The sequence below is a fragment of the Roseateles sp. genome (genome assembly GCF_036404855.1).
Lineage (GTDB): Bacteria > Pseudomonadota > Gammaproteobacteria > Burkholderiales > Burkholderiaceae_C > Pelomonas.
Window position 1 is genome coordinate 1 of the sequence record NZ_DASWYS010000030.1, and the last position, 14329, is coordinate 14329.

Below are 14329 nucleotides of genomic sequence, written 5' to 3' on the forward strand. Positions count from 1 at the left end.
CGGAACCGCTGGCAACGGCGGCTCGCCCATGCGCTACAGCGTTGTCGATGCGGAGCTGCGCGACGCCGCCAACGCTTCCGACGATCCCGAGCCAGTGCAGCTCGGCGCGGTCAATTTCCGCCTGGTGCGCCAGCGCGATGCCATCGATGCCTATGCGGTGCTGGGCGTCGTGCGCGTGCAGGAGCGGCGCGGTGATGGCACGTTGGTGCTGGATCGCGGCTACATCGCGCCGCAGACGCGCATCGACGCCAGTGCACAGCTGTCGGCAACCACCGCGCTGTTGCACGGCCTGGTGCAGCAACGCGCGCGCGAGCTGGCCGCGGGCATGGGGCAACTGGGCCATGGTGTGTCCGAGGTGGCCGACTTCCTGACCTTGCTGATCCTCAACCGCGCCGAGCCGCTGCTGCGTCAGTACGCCGGTGCGCCGAGCGTCCACCCCTGGCCGGTATTCGTTGCCTTGCTGCAACTGGCTGGCGAGCTGGCGAGCCTGTCCAGCGCCGAGCGCCACCCCCCCGAGTACCCGGTCTACCGGCACGACGACCTGCAAAACGTCTTCCTGCCCGTGGTGCGCGATCTGCGCGACTACCTGTCCGCCGTCATCGAACGCCATGCGGTCCAGATCGAGCTCAAGGACCGCAATCGCGGCGTGCATACCGCCGTTGTTCCAGATGGCGACCTGCTGCGCAGCGCGGGATTCGTGCTGGCTGTGCGCTCTCAGTTGCCCGCCGAGCAACTGCGCCAGCGATTCCCCGCTCAGGCAAAGCTCGGGCCAGCGGACCGCATCAAGGACATCGTGAACCTGCAGCTGCCCGGCATCGCGATGCACGCCCTGCCGGTGGCACCGCGCCAACTGCCCTATCACGCAGGCAGCAACTATTTCGAGATCGAGCGCCAGGGCGAGCTGTGGAAGCAGTTCGAGCGCAGTGGCAGCATCGTGCTGCACGTCGCTGGCGACTTTCCTGGTCTGGAGCTGGAGCTCTGGGCGTTGCGCCAGGGCGCATGAGCGGTGGCGGCCATGGCGACAGATCCGTCTTCCTTCACCGACCCCTTCGCGTCGCTGGAACCGACGACGTTCGCGCGTCCCCGCCCCGGGGGCTGGCCTGCCGGGTCAGGCGCGGAGGCCGGACCACCCCAGGCGCCCGAAGAGGAGGCGCCGCCCGATCATGGCCTGAACCCGCTGCTGGCGCTGGCCAACCGCCTGATGCTGCTGGTGCCGCCGCTGCGCGCTACCCAGCGGATGGCCGATCCGGCGGCGATGCGTGCGAGCCTGGCCCAGGGGATCCGTGACTTCGTCGTCGCGGCGCAGCGGCAGGGCATCGCGCCCGAGCGCGTGATGGCGGCGCGCTATGTGCTTTGCACCATGCTGGACGAAGCCGCCGCTGACACCCCCTGGGGCAGCGCCGGCGTCTGGGCCCGCCACAGCCTGCTGGCCGAGTTCCACAATGAGGCCTTCGGCGGCGAGAAGCTGTTCCAGCTGATGGCCTGGCTGGCCACCAACCCGGCGGCCAACCTGGACCTGCTGGAGCTGATCTACGCCGCGCTGGCGCTGGGATTCGAGGGGCGCTACCGCGTCATCGACAACGGCGCCGCGCAGCTCGAGGCGGTTCGCGCCAAACTGGCGCAGATCATTCGTCAGCAGCGCGGTGCCTACCCGGCGTCGCTGGCCCAGCATTGGCAGGGGCAGCCGGCGGTACAGCGCCGGGCGCTGTCCTGGCTGCCGCTGCTGCTGGCGGCCACGCTGGCCGTGCTGTTGCTCGGCGCGGCCTACGCGTTCTTCGCGAAGTCGCTCGCCGAGCGCGCTGACCCGGTTTACGCGCGCATCCAGTCGCTGCGCCTGCCTCCGCCCGTCGCCACCGTCAGCCAGCCGGCACCGCAGCCGCGGCTGGCGGTGTTTCTGCAGCCCGACATCAAGGCCCAGTTGGTGGCGGTGCGCGACGAGGTGGATCGCAGCGTCATCACCATCCGCGGCGATGGTCTCTTTGCGCCAGCCAGCGCGAGCTTGCAGCCGGAGCGCGAGGCGCTGATGGAGCGCATCGCGGCGGCCCTGGTGCGTGTCGGCGGCAGCGTGCTGGTGACCGGTCACACCGACAACACGCCCATCCGCACGGGACGCTTCCCGTCGAACTGGCACCTGTCAGAGGAGCGTGCGCGCGTGGTGCGCAGCCTCTTCATCGACGCCGGCTTGCCGGCCGAACGGGTGCGGGCCGAGGGGCGTGCCGACGGCGAGCCGGTGGCCGCCAACGACAGCGAAGCGCACCGGGCATTGAACCGCCGCGTCGAGGTCACGCTGTTCGCGCCCCCTCCGGGTGCTGCGGCATCCCGCTGAAGCGGCCGCACGGGACGAAGGGGCGTCATGATCCGCAAGCTGCTGGCCTGGATCTTCAACCGCTGGACCTTGCTGCTGCTGCTGGTGCTCGCGCTGGTGGTCGGCATCTGGCAGATCGGACCGCAGGTGGCCGTCGGTGAATGGCGCCCGCTGGACACGGCGCGGGCCTGTTGGGTCGCGACCGCGGTCATCCTGCTCGTCGTCGTGTCGCTACTGGGCTGGCGCTTGTGGCGGGCGCGGCGCGGCAATGCCAAGGTCATCGAGCAGCTCGCTGCTGCGCCTGCGGGTGGCGAGGCCGGTGAGAGCGCCGACATGCAGGCTGTGCGCCAGCGCTTCGAAGGCGCCCTCGGCAGCCTGCGTCAGCAGCGCTTCGGCGCCGTCGCGGGCGGTGGTTGGTGGCGCAGGCTCACCGCGCGGCTGGACGGGCAGTATCTTTACGAGCTGCCCTGGTACCTCATCATCGGCGCGCCCGGGGCCGGCAAGACCACGGCGCTGCGCAATGCCGGCCTACGCTTCCCCCTCGCCGAGGACCTGGGCGACCAGGCCGTGCGCGGCGTCGGCGGCACGCGCCAGTGCGACTGGTGGTTCGCCGATCAGGCCGTACTGATCGACACGGCCGGGCGTTTCACCACCCAGGACAGCGACCAGGCCAACGACCGCGCCACCTGGAACGGCTTCATGGCGCTGCTGAAGCGCTCGCGCCCGCGGCAGCCGCTCAATGGCGTTCTCGTGGTCGTCTCGGCTACCGACCTGCTGGCGCGAAGCGAGGCGGAACGCCAGCGCCATGCCCAGCTCGTGCGTGCCCGCGTGCAGGAATTGCACGAGCAATTGGGCATCCGGCTGCCCCTGTACGTGCTGGTCACCAAGTGCGATTTGCTCGCCGGATTCGGCGACTATTTCGCCGGCATCGACAAGGCGCTGCGCGCCGCGCCCTGGGGCTTCACCTTCGGCATGCAGCCGCAGGCGTTCAAGCAGGCGCTGGCTCCGGAGTTCGATGCCTTGCTGGCACGTCTGGACGAGGGGCTGATTGACCGGCTGCAGGCTGAACCCGACCCGCAGCGCCGCGCCCGCATCTACGGCTTCCCGGCGCAGTTCGCCAGTTTGAAGGCGCCCGTGGCCGATTGGGTGCAGCGCGTCTTCGCCCCGTCGTCCTTCGAGTCCGACCCGATGCTGCGCGGCGTCTACTTTGTCAGCGGCACCCAGGAGGGCACGCCCATCGACCGCGTGTTGGGCGCCGTCGCGCGTCGCTACCGGATGGAACAGGCCGTGCTGCCGCCGCAGCGTGCCAGCGGGCGCAGCTACTTCCTTGAGCGCCTGCTCGGGGAGGTGGTGTTCGCCGAGCAGGGGCTGGCTGGCACGCGACGCGCCTGGGAGCGCCGGCGTGGCCTGCTGGCCGGCGCCGGGTATGTGGCCATCGCGGCGCTCATGGTCCTGGCGCTGGGCGCGTGGTTGGTCAGCTGGCGCAGCAATGGTGCCTACGTCGACGCCGTGGCGACCCGCGTCGAGGAGGTGCGCCGCCTGGTGCAGCAGACCCCCAACCGCCCAGACCCCGACCTGCGTCCGCTGTTGCAGGCCCTGGACGCGACGCGCGGACTCGCCGAAGCCGGTGGCGACCCGCAGTCGCCGCCGCTGTCGCAGGGCTTCGGCCTCTACCAGGGGCGCAAACTTGATGGCGCAGCCCGCACCGCCTACGAGCGCATGCTGCGCGACGCCGTGCTGCCGCGGCTGGCGCTGGGTTTCGAGCGTCAGCTCAAGACCGGCGAGCATCCGGAATCGCAGTACGAGGCGCTGAAGTCGTACCTGATGACGTATGACATGCAGCACTTCGACGCCGAGGCGCTGCGCCAGCAGGTCGAGGCCGATTGGGATGCGGGTGCCGGTCGTGATCAGGCGCCGGCGGAGCGCGCGGCGCTGAGCCGCCATCTGGCGGCGTTGCTGGCTCAGGGACCGGCGGTCTCGCCGCTGGAGCAGGACAAGGCGCTGGTGGAGCTGGTGCGCCGGCAGCTCGCAGTTGTGCCCTTGCCCGAGCGGGTCTACAACCGCATCCGCCAGCGCGGCCTGGGCGATGAGTTCCCCGAGTTCACGGTCACCAAGGCGGCCGGGCCCAACGCCGAGCTGGTGTTCGAGCGCACCAATGGCCAGCCGCTGTCGCGTGGCGTCTCCGGTCTCTACACCTACCGGGGCTATTACGACGGCTTCCAGAAGGTGGTGGGAGACGCGACGGCGCAGCTTGCCGGCGAGAAGACCTGGGTGCTGGGGCTCCCCGCGGGCGCACCGGGCCTCCCTGGGGAGGAGCGGCTCGTCAATGATGTGCGCCGCCTGTACCTGCTGGACTACAGAGATCGCTGGAAGGACCTGATCGCCAGCATCCGGTTGCGCCCCATCACGTCGACCGATGCCGCCATCGAGCGTGTGCGCTTCCTATCGGCAGCCGACAACCCACTGGTGCCGCTGATGAAGGCCATCTCGCGCGAGACCACCTTGCTGGCAGGCCAGGATGCACTCGGCACGGCCCGCCTCGCTGTCGAGAACCAGGGCCGGGCGCTGCGCGACAAGGTGCTGGGCAAGCTGGGCGCCAAGCCCACGACGCTGGGCGCGCCCGGTGAGCGCATGGAGAGCATCGTCGACGACGAATTCGCATCGCTGCGCCGCGTCGTTACCGCGCCGGAGGGCGGCAAGCCGCCCATCCAGGCCACGGTTGATCAGCTCGGGCAGTTACAGGTCGTGCTGATCACCGCCAAACAGGCGGCAGCCGGTGGTGCCGCGCCGCCACCCAGCCCGCTGCCGACTCAAATGAAGGCCGACGCCGCCGGGATGCCCGAGCCGGTGCGCTCGCTGCTCAACACGCTTGGAGACGCCAGCGCCCACGCCACGTCCGCGCAACTGCGCGAGACGTTGGCGCGCGAGGTTCGGTCGCAGGTCGGTGAGTTCTGCGCGCAAGCCGCCCGCGGTCGCTATCCGCTCGATCCCACGTCGACCCGCGACGTGACGCCCGCCGACTTCGCCCAGCTGTTCGGCCCTGGCGGGCGCTTCGACACGATGCAGCAGAAGCTGGCCGCCTATATCGACACCAGCACGCGGCCCTGGAGTTTCCGGCCGGTGGACGGCACACCGCTGGGGCGCGACGTCGGCAGCCTGCCGCAGTTCCAGAACGCGCAGGCCATTCGTGAAGCCTTCTTTGCCGGTGGCAACGTGCCGGGCACGCAGCTCACGTTCAAGCCCGTCGAGATGGATCCGCAGATCCGACAGTTCCAGCTCGACGTGGACGGCATGATCGTCAAGTACGAACACGGCCCGCAGCTGCTGCAGACCGTGCGCTGGCCGGGGCCGCGCGGCAGCAACCTGGTGCGCGCGAGCGTCGAGCCGATGAGCGGCAGCGCGCTCGCCGCCGAAGGCCCCTGGGCGCTGATGCGATTGTTCGATCGCGTCGACCGCGTCAGCATCCAGCCCGGCAACGCGCCGGAGAAGTTCCGCGCCATCTTCGACTTCGATGGTCGCAAGGTCAGCTTTGACGTGACGGCCGCCAGCGTTCGCCACCCTTTCCGCATGAAGGAGTTGCATGGCTTCTCATGCCCGAACGGACTTTGAGATGCCGTCGCACCGCACCGCCGGCGTTCGACGCAAGGGGGGCGCGCATGGCTGAAGACGCCCCCGGCTGGTATGGCAAGGTCGCGATGCTGGGCGACTTTGCTTCGCGCCGGCTGGCACCGGACTGCGTGGCAGCCTGCGATCGCTGGCTGGCCGAAGGCGTGCTGAGCAGCCAGCGTGCGCTGGGCGAGCAGTGGCTGTCGCGCTACCTGGCCGCGCCCGCATGGCGCTTCGCCTGGGCGCCGGGCGTCATCGACCCGCGCTGGTGGTTTGGCGTGCTGATGCCGAGCTGCGACAACGTGGGCCGCTACTTCCCGCTGTTGGTGGCTCAGCCACGCGCGGCGCCGCCGGCCGACCGCATCGCACTGGACCACCTCGATCTGTGGTGGGCGCGGCTCGTGGACGGGGCGCTGGCGACGCTGGCCCCGGGCGCGACGCTGGAGGCCTTCGAGGCCGCACTGGCCGCGTTACCTCCCTGGCCGGGTGCGCTGCCGGCGGTGACGCGTGTGTTGCCCGTCAGCGCCGGGCGCGAGATGCATGCGGTGGCTCAGGGCGCGGCGCTGACAGGCATCGTGCGCGGCCTGGCGAGCTCTGCCCTGCAGCAACGGCTGGCCGGCGGAAGCTTCTGGTGGTCCTGCGCCCAGGGCGGCAGCGAATGCTCGCTGCTGCCGGGCCTGCCGGCCGCGGATGCTTTTGCGGCAATGCTGGCGTAGCCCGCGAGCGGTGGCGAGCGCCGTAGCGGGGCGGATCGCGGCGTTAAGCTGCATGGCTCACGGAGAGACCCATGCGCGCAGCCTTCAGCCTTCTCGCCCTCGTCATCGTCGCGGCCGTCGTGTTGTCGCTGGCCAAGAAGCAGGCCACGGCGCTGAAGCCGCCTCCGGCCGGTGCCTCCGCCGCCGCCGCGGCGCTGCCGCAGCCCCAGGCCGTCGGCCAGCAGGTGCAGGGCAGCATCGACGAAGCGGCGCGGCGCGCTGCCGAGGCTGCGTCTGCCGCGACGAACTAGGCCGTGCCCGGCCACAAGCTCTTCTTCGCGCTGCGGCCGGACGAGGAGACGGCTGAGCGCATCGCACGTGTCGTGACGGCGGAACACGAGGTGCACGGCCTGCAGGCGAAGCTGCGGCCCAGCCGCATCTTCCATATCACGCTGCACTACTTCGGCCATTTCGACGGCGAGCCCGATGCGGATCTTGTCGCACTGGCCAGCGACGCCGCGTCTGAGGTGCACCGGCCTGCCTTCGAACTGAGCTTCGATGGCTTCACGAGCTGGGGGGATGAACGCGCCGCCAAACATCCCTTCGTGCTGACCGGCGGCCGGGGACTGGAGTCGGTGCGCCAGCTGCGCGATGCGCTCGTCGCGCGACTGGTCGCCCACGGCATTGCGGCACCGGAGCGGGAGTACGAACCGCACCTGACGTTGCGCTACGACAAACGCCCCGCGCCCGTGTGGCCGGTCGAGCTGCCGGGCTGGACCGCCCGCGAGTTCGTGCTCGTGAAGAGCCCACAGGGTCTGACGCGGCACGACGTCATCGCCCGCTGGCCGCTGCAGGCCTGAGACCTGCTCCTACAGACCGGCCCGTTCCCGGCCGACCGACTCGGCGGCAGGGCGCGGCCACGATGAATCCCTCGCAAGGAGATCCGGCCATGATCATCAAACCCCTCATCGCCCTCGTCGCCACCTCGGCCCTGGCCATGACGCTGTTCCAGCACCTGGGCCGCAAGCACCAGCAACGCAGGCTGCGTCACGAAGGCCGGCAGCATCGCGATGACGTCAGCCGCTGGGAGGCCGAGGGCGGCAACCTGCCGCCGCCCCGGCCGGTGGCCGAGGTGCCGGTCCGTCGCCGCGTCAGCCGTCGATGACGGCCTGGGCCAGGGCACGAACGCTCAGCGGCGCCGAGCCCTCGGCCTTGTTGGAAATGGTGACGAAGGCGTCCTGTCCGGCGCCCGCCGTGCCGCGGATGACGCGGGCCAGTTCGCTGCGTGTATCCGGGTCCGGGTCCAGCATCTCGTTGAATTCGCCGTAGCGTTTCTCGGCCTGTTCATAGCCGTAAGGTCCGTGCAGACGGTTCAGGTTCCAGCGCACCACCAGCGGTCCCGGCCATAGCGCGCGCAGCAGCGGCAATTGCTCCCGCAGCGCAGGCAGCTTGGGGTGCAAACCGAGGCAATAGCGCGCACCGGCGTCGCGCAGCAGCGCGACGAGGTCAGGCGTCAGCCAGGCTGCGTCGCGCACCTCCACCGCGATGACGCCGGTCGGCGGCTTGGGGAAGGCCAGCAGCATGGCGTGTAGCAGGTCGAACTGCTCGCTCATGCGCGCCAGCCGCTGGGCGGGGAGGGGGCTGAGCTGGAAGACCAGCGCGCCAATCGTTTGGCCCAAACCCTCGTAGGCGGGTTCGATGAAGTCCTGCAGCGCCGCGGAGCTGTCGAGGAAGAGCGGGTTGGGTTGCTGGCCCCGGCCCTCCTCGCTGCGCAGCAGCGCATCCGTCACAAAACTGGGGGCCTTCACCGTGAAGCGAAAGCCCGCCGGCACCTGCTCGGCATGGCGCTGGAACTCCGCGGCTGCCAGCGGTCGGTAGAAGCCGCGGTCGATACCGACGGCGCGCAGCAGTGGCTGCGCGGCGTAGGCGGGCAGGCCGGTCCTGGACAGTGTGGCCTCGCTGTGCCGGCCAGCCCAGACCAGGCCTTGCCAGCCGGGATAGCTCCAGGTCGACGTGCCCAGGTGAACGTGGGGCGACAGCATCGCAGCGAGGGCGAGGTCCTCGGGCGTGGGCGGCATGGGTTGCACGCCCCGCGGGCGTTTGGCGCAGACGCCCCCACCGAAAAGTTCGTCCTGCATCAGACCATGAGAAATTTGAGCAGCACGATGTTCACGCCCAGCAGCAGCAGTGCCGTGGGCCATTGCGCGCGGATGACGGCGTTCTTGTCCTTCAATTCCAGCAGTGCGGCCGGGATGATGTTGAAGTTGGCCGCCATCGGTGTCATCAGGGTGCCGCAGTAGCCGCAAAACATGCCGATGGCGGCCATCACAGCGGGATTGCCATGGTGCAATCCCAGCAGGAAAGGGATGCCGATGCCTGCGGTCATGACGGGAAAGGCGGCGAAGGCGTTGCCCATCACCATGGTGAACAGCGCCATCCCCAGCCCGTAGGCCGCGACGGCCAGCCAGGCGTGGTCCATGGGCAGCAGGGTCGTCGTGATGCTGGCCACGGCCTTGCCGACGCCCGCATCGGTGAACAGCAGGCCCAGCGTCGCCAGCATCTGCGGCAGGATGACCGCAGGCCCCATGGTCTCAAGCAGCCGGCGCGACTCGTGCAGGGCCTGCATGGGGCGTTCGCGCGTCATGCGCAACGCCGCGGCCAGGCCGACGAGGGAGCCCAGGCCGACGCAGACCAGTGTCAGGTGCTTGGTCTCGATGAGAAGCAGGTTGCCGAGGTGGACCTCCTTCAGCGTCAGGCTGCCCACCAGCGCCAGGGTGGAGATGGCGAGGATGGGCACAAAGAGCTTGTTGCCATTTCGTGCCGCGCTGGCCTGACGCTCGGCGGGTTCGCGCAGTGCGTGCTTGCCGATGCCGACGCCGCCCAGGCCGCCAAGTGCCGCGAGCGCGACCACGATGATGCCGGCGGTGACCGGCGGCAGCCAGTCGCCGACGAGGTAGATGACGGCGTAAAGCCCCCAGAACAAGCCGCTGGTCCGGCGCCGTGGGTTGCTGCGGTCGCGCCAGGCCAGCACAGCGATGCTGGCCAGCGCGAGGCCGACCAGCAACGTGAAGTGGTCGAGCCTTAGCAGCGGGGTCATCGTGCCTCCTCAGCGCGGGCGCGGGCAATGTCCAGCGGCAGTCGGTGGTCGAGGTGAATCAGTCGCGCCGCGTGGATGAGGAAGGCGGCGATGGCCGTCGGGATGCCCCACAGCGCAATGTGCAGTGGGTCGGTGACGATGCCGTTCTCAGCCAGGAAGGTCTGCATCAGCACGATGGAGCCGAAGGCGACGAAGATGTCCTCGCCGAAGAACAGGCCCACGTTGTCCGTCGCCGCCGCCATGGCCTTCCAGCGATCGCGTACCGCCTGCGGCAGCGGGCCGTGAACCTTTTCGGCGGCGGCCTCGGTCATTGGTGCCACCAGCGGCCGCACCATGGGTGCGTGGCCGCCCAGCAGCGTCAGCCCGAGCGCGGCGGCGACTTCGCGGATGAAGAGGTAGACCACCAACAGCCGGCCTGCGGTCGCCGATCGAATGTCCGCGATCCAGGCCTGGGCGCGTTCGCGCAGGCCGTGGCGTTCCAGCAGGCCGATGACGGCCAGGGGCAGCAGCAGCGTCAGCGGCAGGTTGCGCGTCTTCACGAAGCCGCTGCCCAGCTTGGCCAGGATGAGGTCGAGCGGCAGCTTGGCCGCCAGGCCGGTGGCGATGCCAGCTGCGGTGACGACGAGCACCGGGTTGAAGCGCAGCAGGAAGCCGGCGATGACGACGGCGACGCCGATCAATGGCCACAGGGAGACGTCGGCAGGCATGGAGGCTCCGGGATCAGGCGCGCAGCTGTACGCCGGCTTGGGTGAGGGCTGCGTGCAACGCGCGGGCGAAGGCGAGGGCGTGCGCGCCATCGCCGTGTAGGCAGATGGTCTGGGCCTGCAGTGCCACGGGCTCGCCGGACACGGCCTGCACGACGCCCTCGCGCACCATTTGCAGCGTGCGTGACACGGCCTGCGCGGTGTCTTCGATGAAGGCACCGGGCTGGCTGCGCTGCACCAGGCTGCCGTCGGCACGGTAGCCGCGGTCGGCGAATACCTCGGCGACAGGGCGCAGGCCGGCGCGTTCGGCCGCTCGCAGCAGCTCGCTGCCGGCCAGGCCGTAGAGGGCCAGCGATGGGTCGATGTCCCGCACTGCGGTGGCGACGGCGTCAGCCAGCGCCGGGTCGCGCGCGGCCTGGTTGTAGAGGGCGCCGTGCGGCTTGACATGGTGCAGCCGCCCTCCGGCCGCCCGCACCAGGGCGTCCAGCGCGCCGATCTGGTAGATCAGGTCGGCGCGCACGTCGGCCGGCGCCAGGTTCATCTCGCTGCGGCCGAAGTTCTCGCGGTCGGGGTAGCTCGGGTGGGCGCCGAGCGCCACGCCGCGGGCCAGGGCCGCGCTGACGGTGGCCTGCATCAGCCGCGCGTCGCCTGCGTGCCAGCCGCACGCAATGTTGGCGGAGGTGACAAGAGCCAGCAGCTCGGCGTCGTCGGGCGCACCTTCGCCGAGGTCGGCATTCAGGTCGACATGCATAGGGCGGTTCTCAGTTGTTCCATGGTTGCCTGGCGCTGGCGCAGCGCGTCGCGCGCTTCGTCGACGCTGCAGGGCAGAAAGCGCAACGTGGCGCCCAGGCGCAGCTGCGCGAGCTTCCACAGGTCGGCCCGGATGACGACGGCGATCTTGGGATAGCCGCCTGTCGTTTGCGCATCCGCCAGAAGCACGATGGGCTGGCCCGAGGGCGGCACCTGTACGACGCCCGGCAGCACGCCGTGCGAGGCCAGTTCGGCGCCCCGCTGGCGCTTCAACTCGGGGCCTGCAAAACGGTAGCCCATGCGGTTGCTCTGCGGTGTGAGCTGCCAGTCCGCGGCCCAGAAGGCGGCGCGCGCGGCGGCCGAGAAGTCGTCGTGCTCGGGGCCGGGCAGGGCGCGCACCGTCGCATCCCAGTCCGTGGGCGCCAAGCCGATGCGGCGCGAGGGTCGGGCGTCGGAAGGCTTGAACGGGTCAAGCGAAAGAAGAGGCAGCCGGTCCCCGTCGCGCAGCGCACGGCCGCCCAGTCCGCCAAAGCCTGCCTTGAGATCGGTGCTGCGCGAACCCAGGACTGGCGCCGTGGCAATGCCGCCCGAAACGGTCAGGTAGCTGCGCATGCGCTCGCGTGGCGCGGCCAGCTTGAGGGTCTGGCCGACCCGCACAGGCTGGCGCCAGCCTGGCCGCAACGGGCGACCGTCCAGCAGCGCGTCTGCGTCGGTACCAGTGAGGGCGATGCAGCAGTCGGCGTCGAAACGCAGCGTGGCGGGGCCCAGCGTGAACTCCAGCCCGGCGGCGTCGGGCGGGTTGCCGACGAGCAGGTTGCCCTGGGTCAGCGCCAGGTCGTCGAGAGCACCGCAGCGGCTGATGCCGCGGTCGCGCCAGGCTGGGCGGCCCAGATCCTGCACCGTGGTCAGCGGACCAGCGCGCAGCAGCTCGATCATGCGGCCTCCACCACGAAGCGCACGCGGTCGCCAGGCGCCAGCAACGTCGGCGGTTCGGCCCGTGGGTCGAACAGGGGTAAGGCCGTGCGGCCGATGAGTTGCCAGCCGCCGGGCGTGGCCAGCGGGTAGATGCCTGTCTGCGCGCCGCCGATGCCGACACTGCCGGCCGGCACGGTTACGCGTGGTTCGGCGCGGCGCGGGGTGTGCAGGGTTTCGTCCAATCCGCCAAGATAGGCGAAACCGGGCTGGAAGCCGATGAAGTAGACGACATACTCGACGGCGCTGTGGCGGCGTATCACCTCCTCGGGCGACAGGCCGCAATGGGCGGCGACGTCGGCGAGGTCGGGGCCGTCGTAGCGCACCGGAATCTCGACCAGTCGACCGAGCTGCTGGCGGCGTGCCGGCTTGGCCCATAGAGCGAGCACCGCCTGCTCCAGCGCCGCAGCCTCGGTGGATAGAGGGTCGAAGGTCAGCGTCAGGTTGTTCATGCCCGGGATCAGACTCTGCACGCCGGCCCTCTGAGCCAGACTGCCGGCGAGCTGCCAGATGCGCTGCTGCTGCTCCAGGGACACAGGTGCCGGAAGCGACAGGCAGAGCGCGGCTTCGCCGAGGGGATGGATGGCCAGGGAGCTCATTGGCCAAAGCATGCCATGGGTAAACTGCCGACCCAGATGACCGAGCCCCTCTTCACGCCCGCCGACGAGTACGCCATGCGTCTTGCGCTGGATCAGGCGCACAACGCCTGGCTGGTGGGCGAGGTGCCGGTGGGAGCCGTCATCACACGGGGCGGGCAAGTCGTCGCGACCGGCTACAACCGCCCGATCACGACGCACGATCCGACGGCGCATGCCGAGATCGTTGCGCTGCGCCATGCGGCGACGCTGCTGGAGAACTACCGCCTGCCGGAGTGCGAGCTGTTCGTGACGCTGGAGCCCTGCGCGATGTGCGCGATGGCGTTGATGCATGCGCGCTTCAAACGCGTCGTGTTCGCAGCGCGCGATCCCAAGACGGGCGTGGCCGGTTCGGTCATTGATCTGTTCGGCCAACCCCAGCTCAACCACCACACGCGCATCGAGGGCGGGCTGATGGCGGAGCCTGCAGCCCAATTGCTGCGCGACTTCTTCAACGAGCGCCGGGAGGCCGCGCGGGCGCGCCGAGCCGAGCGCCAAGGGCTGATCCCGACCGGCGAAGCCACGCACCTGGACGAATCCTGATGTCATCCCTCACGTTGTTCACGCCGGCCGGCGCTGTCGCCAAGGCCGAGAACCTGAAGCGCGCCGCCAAGCGGCTGGCGCAGCTGGGCTTCGAGGTCAGCATCGACGCCGATGCGTTGTCCCGTCACCAGCGCTTCGGCGGTGACGATGCGACCCGCCTGGCGGCCCTGCATCGCATTGCCGACGCGGCACCTTCGGTGGCGCTGGGCACGCGCGGGGGCTATGGCCTCACGCGCCTGCTCGACCAGATCGACTGGGGGCGCATCGCGCACAGCATCGAGCATGGCACGCGCTGGGTCGGCTACAGCGATCTGACGGCGCTGCAGAACGGACTCATCGCCCGGTACAAGGGCCTGGCCATGTGGTCCGGGCCGCTTGCCTGTGACGACTTCGGCCGCAGCGAGGCGGACGGTGGCGTCGACGAGGTCACGCGCGATTGCTTCCTGGAGGCCATGAGCGGCGCCCTGGAGGCCGTGGGCTTCCGGGCGCCGACTGCCGACTTCGACGGCCTGGAGGCGCGCGGGCGCCTGTGGGGCGGCAACTTGACGGTGCTGTGCTCGCTGCTGGGCACGCCGCACTGGCCCAAGGTCAAGGGCGGCGTGCTGTTTCTCGAGGACGTCAACGAGCATCCCTACCGTGTCGAACGCATGCTGCTGCAGTTGCAGCAGGCCGGCGTCATCGATGCGCAGGCGGCGGTGCTGTTGGGAGATTTCAGCGGCGCGGCCAAGTCGCCACTGGACCGAGGCTATGGGCTCAAGGACGCCGTCGCCGCGCTGCGCAGCCGCACGAAGACACCGCTGTTGACGGGGCTGCCCTTCGGCCATGTGCGCACCAAGGTCTGCCTGCCGGTGGGGGCGACCGTCGAGCTGTACGTGCAGGGGCGCGAAGCCATCCTGGGCTGGCAGTCGGATGCGCGGCTGGCCCACGATCACGATCACCACCACCATCACTGAAGACACCCCGGGTTTCCACAGCACCTGGGTGGCGCTGTCCGGGCGGGTTGTCCGTCTATGATTCCTGTC

General features: G+C 70.1%; 15 protein-coding genes. 9 read left to right on the forward strand and 6 right to left on the reverse strand.

The features are described from left to right. The 7 genes from tssK to VGF12_RS01815 form a co-directional block, all read left to right on the forward strand. The coding region (gene tssK / locus VGF12_RS01785; protein WP_331174331.1) for a type VI secretion system baseplate subunit TssK at nt 1–1003 on the forward strand (1003 nt) is incomplete at its 5' end. A 12-nt stretch (nt 1004–1015) separates the two neighbouring features. After that, nucleotides 1016–2326 carry a DotU family type VI secretion system protein gene (locus tag VGF12_RS01790; protein ID WP_331174332.1) on the forward strand — a complete coding sequence of 437 codons (1311 nt, stop codon included), beginning with the start codon at nt 1016–1018 and terminating at the stop codon, nt 2324–2326. Between the two features lie 27 nt (nt 2327–2353). Further along, the gene (gene tssM / locus VGF12_RS01795) at nt 2354–5914 is read left to right on the forward strand and encodes a type VI secretion system membrane subunit TssM (RefSeq protein WP_331174333.1); all 3561 of its coding nucleotides are present in this window, start codon (nt 2354–2356) and stop codon (nt 5912–5914) included. A 47-nt stretch (nt 5915–5961) separates the two neighbouring features. Further along, complete coding sequence (gene tagF / locus VGF12_RS01800) at nt 5962–6627, forward strand: type VI secretion system-associated protein TagF (protein ID WP_331174334.1); 666 nt, start codon at nt 5962–5964, stop codon at nt 6625–6627. 71 nt (nt 6628–6698) lie between these two features. After that, entirely contained in the window at nt 6699–6917 is a 219-nt protein-coding gene (locus VGF12_RS01805) for a hypothetical protein (RefSeq protein ID WP_331174335.1), read from the forward strand. Between the two features lie 3 nt (nt 6918–6920). Next, nucleotides 6921–7466 carry an RNA 2',3'-cyclic phosphodiesterase gene (gene thpR, locus VGF12_RS01810; protein ID WP_331174336.1) on the forward strand — a complete coding sequence of 182 codons (546 nt, stop codon included), beginning with the start codon at nt 6921–6923 and terminating at the stop codon, nt 7464–7466. Nucleotides 7467–7555: 89 nt separating this feature from the next. Next, nucleotides 7556–7771, forward strand: coding sequence for a hypothetical protein (locus VGF12_RS01815; protein ID WP_331174337.1), 216 nt, complete (start codon nt 7556–7558; stop codon nt 7769–7771). Here VGF12_RS01815 and VGF12_RS01820 read toward each other — a convergent pair. Genes VGF12_RS01820 through pxpB form a run of 6 tightly spaced genes read right to left on the reverse strand, consistent with a single transcriptional unit; the run spans nt 7758 to nt 12728 of the window. Continuing rightward, entirely contained in the window at nt 7758–8744 is a 987-nt protein-coding gene (locus VGF12_RS01820) for a DUF72 domain-containing protein (RefSeq protein WP_414709972.1), read from the reverse strand. The two genes, VGF12_RS01815 and VGF12_RS01820, sit on opposite strands and share 14 nt — an antisense overlap. Then, nucleotides 8744–9703 (reverse strand): DUF979 domain-containing protein, encoded by a 960-nt coding sequence (locus tag VGF12_RS01825; protein ID WP_331174338.1) that lies wholly within the window; start codon nt 9701–9703, stop codon nt 8744–8746. Before VGF12_RS01825 ends, VGF12_RS01820 begins: the two co-directional genes overlap by 1 nt. After that, nucleotides 9700–10410 carry a DUF969 domain-containing protein gene (locus VGF12_RS01830; RefSeq protein ID WP_331174339.1) on the reverse strand — a complete coding sequence of 237 codons (711 nt, stop codon included), beginning with the start codon at nt 10408–10410 and terminating at the stop codon, nt 9700–9702. The genes VGF12_RS01825 and VGF12_RS01830 overlap by 4 nt, the downstream gene beginning before the upstream one ends. A gap of 13 nt (nt 10411–10423) precedes the next feature. Beyond that, entirely contained in the window at nt 10424–11158 is a 735-nt protein-coding gene (gene pxpA / locus VGF12_RS01835; RefSeq protein WP_331174340.1) for a 5-oxoprolinase subunit PxpA, read from the reverse strand. Beyond that, nucleotides 11143–12093 carry a biotin-dependent carboxyltransferase family protein gene (locus tag VGF12_RS01840; RefSeq protein WP_331174341.1) on the reverse strand — a complete coding sequence of 317 codons (951 nt, stop codon included), beginning with the start codon at nt 12091–12093 and terminating at the stop codon, nt 11143–11145. The genes pxpA and VGF12_RS01840 overlap by 16 nt, the downstream gene beginning before the upstream one ends. Beyond that, a complete protein-coding gene (gene pxpB, locus VGF12_RS01845; RefSeq protein WP_331174342.1) occupies nt 12090–12728 on the reverse strand; it encodes a 5-oxoprolinase subunit PxpB in 639 nt (212 codons plus the stop codon). Before pxpB ends, VGF12_RS01840 begins: the two co-directional genes overlap by 4 nt. A gap of 36 nt (nt 12729–12764) precedes the next feature. Here pxpB and tadA point away from each other — a divergent pair, with 36 nt between their 5' ends. Next, nucleotides 12765–13307 (forward strand): tRNA adenosine(34) deaminase TadA, encoded by a 543-nt coding sequence (gene tadA, locus VGF12_RS01850; protein WP_331174343.1) that lies wholly within the window; start codon nt 12765–12767, stop codon nt 13305–13307. After that, nucleotides 13307–14260: an LD-carboxypeptidase gene (locus tag VGF12_RS01855; RefSeq protein ID WP_331174344.1), complete on the forward strand. Its 954-nt coding sequence runs from the start codon at nt 13307–13309 to the stop codon at nt 14258–14260. The genes tadA and VGF12_RS01855 overlap by 1 nt, the downstream gene beginning before the upstream one ends. Nucleotides 14261–14329: the final 69 nt, after the last annotated feature.

Excerpts from the sequence above, each read along its gene's own strand:
- VGF12_RS01820 (WP_414709972.1), bottom strand. The coding sequence starts at position 8,744 with ATGCAGGACGAACTTTTCGGTGGGGGCGTCTGCGCCAAACGCCCGCGG.
- tagF (WP_331174334.1), top strand. The coding sequence starts at position 5,962 with ATGGCTGAAGACGCCCCCGGCTGGTATGGCAAGGTCGCGATGCTGGGC.
- VGF12_RS01830 (WP_331174339.1), bottom strand. The coding sequence starts at position 10,410 with ATGCCTGCCGACGTCTCCCTGTGGCCATTGATCGGCGTCGCCGTCGTC.
- VGF12_RS01790 (WP_331174332.1), top strand. The coding sequence starts at position 1,016 with ATGGCGACAGATCCGTCTTCCTTCACCGACCCCTTCGCGTCGCTGGAA.
- VGF12_RS01825 (WP_331174338.1), bottom strand. The coding sequence starts at position 9,703 with ATGACCCCGCTGCTAAGGCTCGACCACTTCACGTTGCTGGTCGGCCTC.
- VGF12_RS01855 (WP_331174344.1), top strand. The coding sequence starts at position 13,307 with ATGTCATCCCTCACGTTGTTCACGCCGGCCGGCGCTGTCGCCAAGGCC.
- tadA (WP_331174343.1), top strand. The coding sequence starts at position 12,765 with ATGACCGAGCCCCTCTTCACGCCCGCCGACGAGTACGCCATGCGTCTT.
- tssM (WP_331174333.1), top strand. The coding sequence starts at position 2,354 with ATGATCCGCAAGCTGCTGGCCTGGATCTTCAACCGCTGGACCTTGCTG.
- VGF12_RS01815 (WP_331174337.1), top strand. The coding sequence starts at position 7,556 with ATGATCATCAAACCCCTCATCGCCCTCGTCGCCACCTCGGCCCTGGCC.
- VGF12_RS01805 (WP_331174335.1), top strand. The coding sequence starts at position 6,699 with ATGCGCGCAGCCTTCAGCCTTCTCGCCCTCGTCATCGTCGCGGCCGTC.
- pxpA (WP_331174340.1), bottom strand. The coding sequence starts at position 11,158 with ATGCATGTCGACCTGAATGCCGACCTCGGCGAAGGTGCGCCCGACGAC.
- pxpB (WP_331174342.1), bottom strand. The coding sequence starts at position 12,728 with ATGAGCTCCCTGGCCATCCATCCCCTCGGCGAAGCCGCGCTCTGCCTG.
- VGF12_RS01840 (WP_331174341.1), bottom strand. The coding sequence starts at position 12,093 with ATGATCGAGCTGCTGCGCGCTGGTCCGCTGACCACGGTGCAGGATCTG.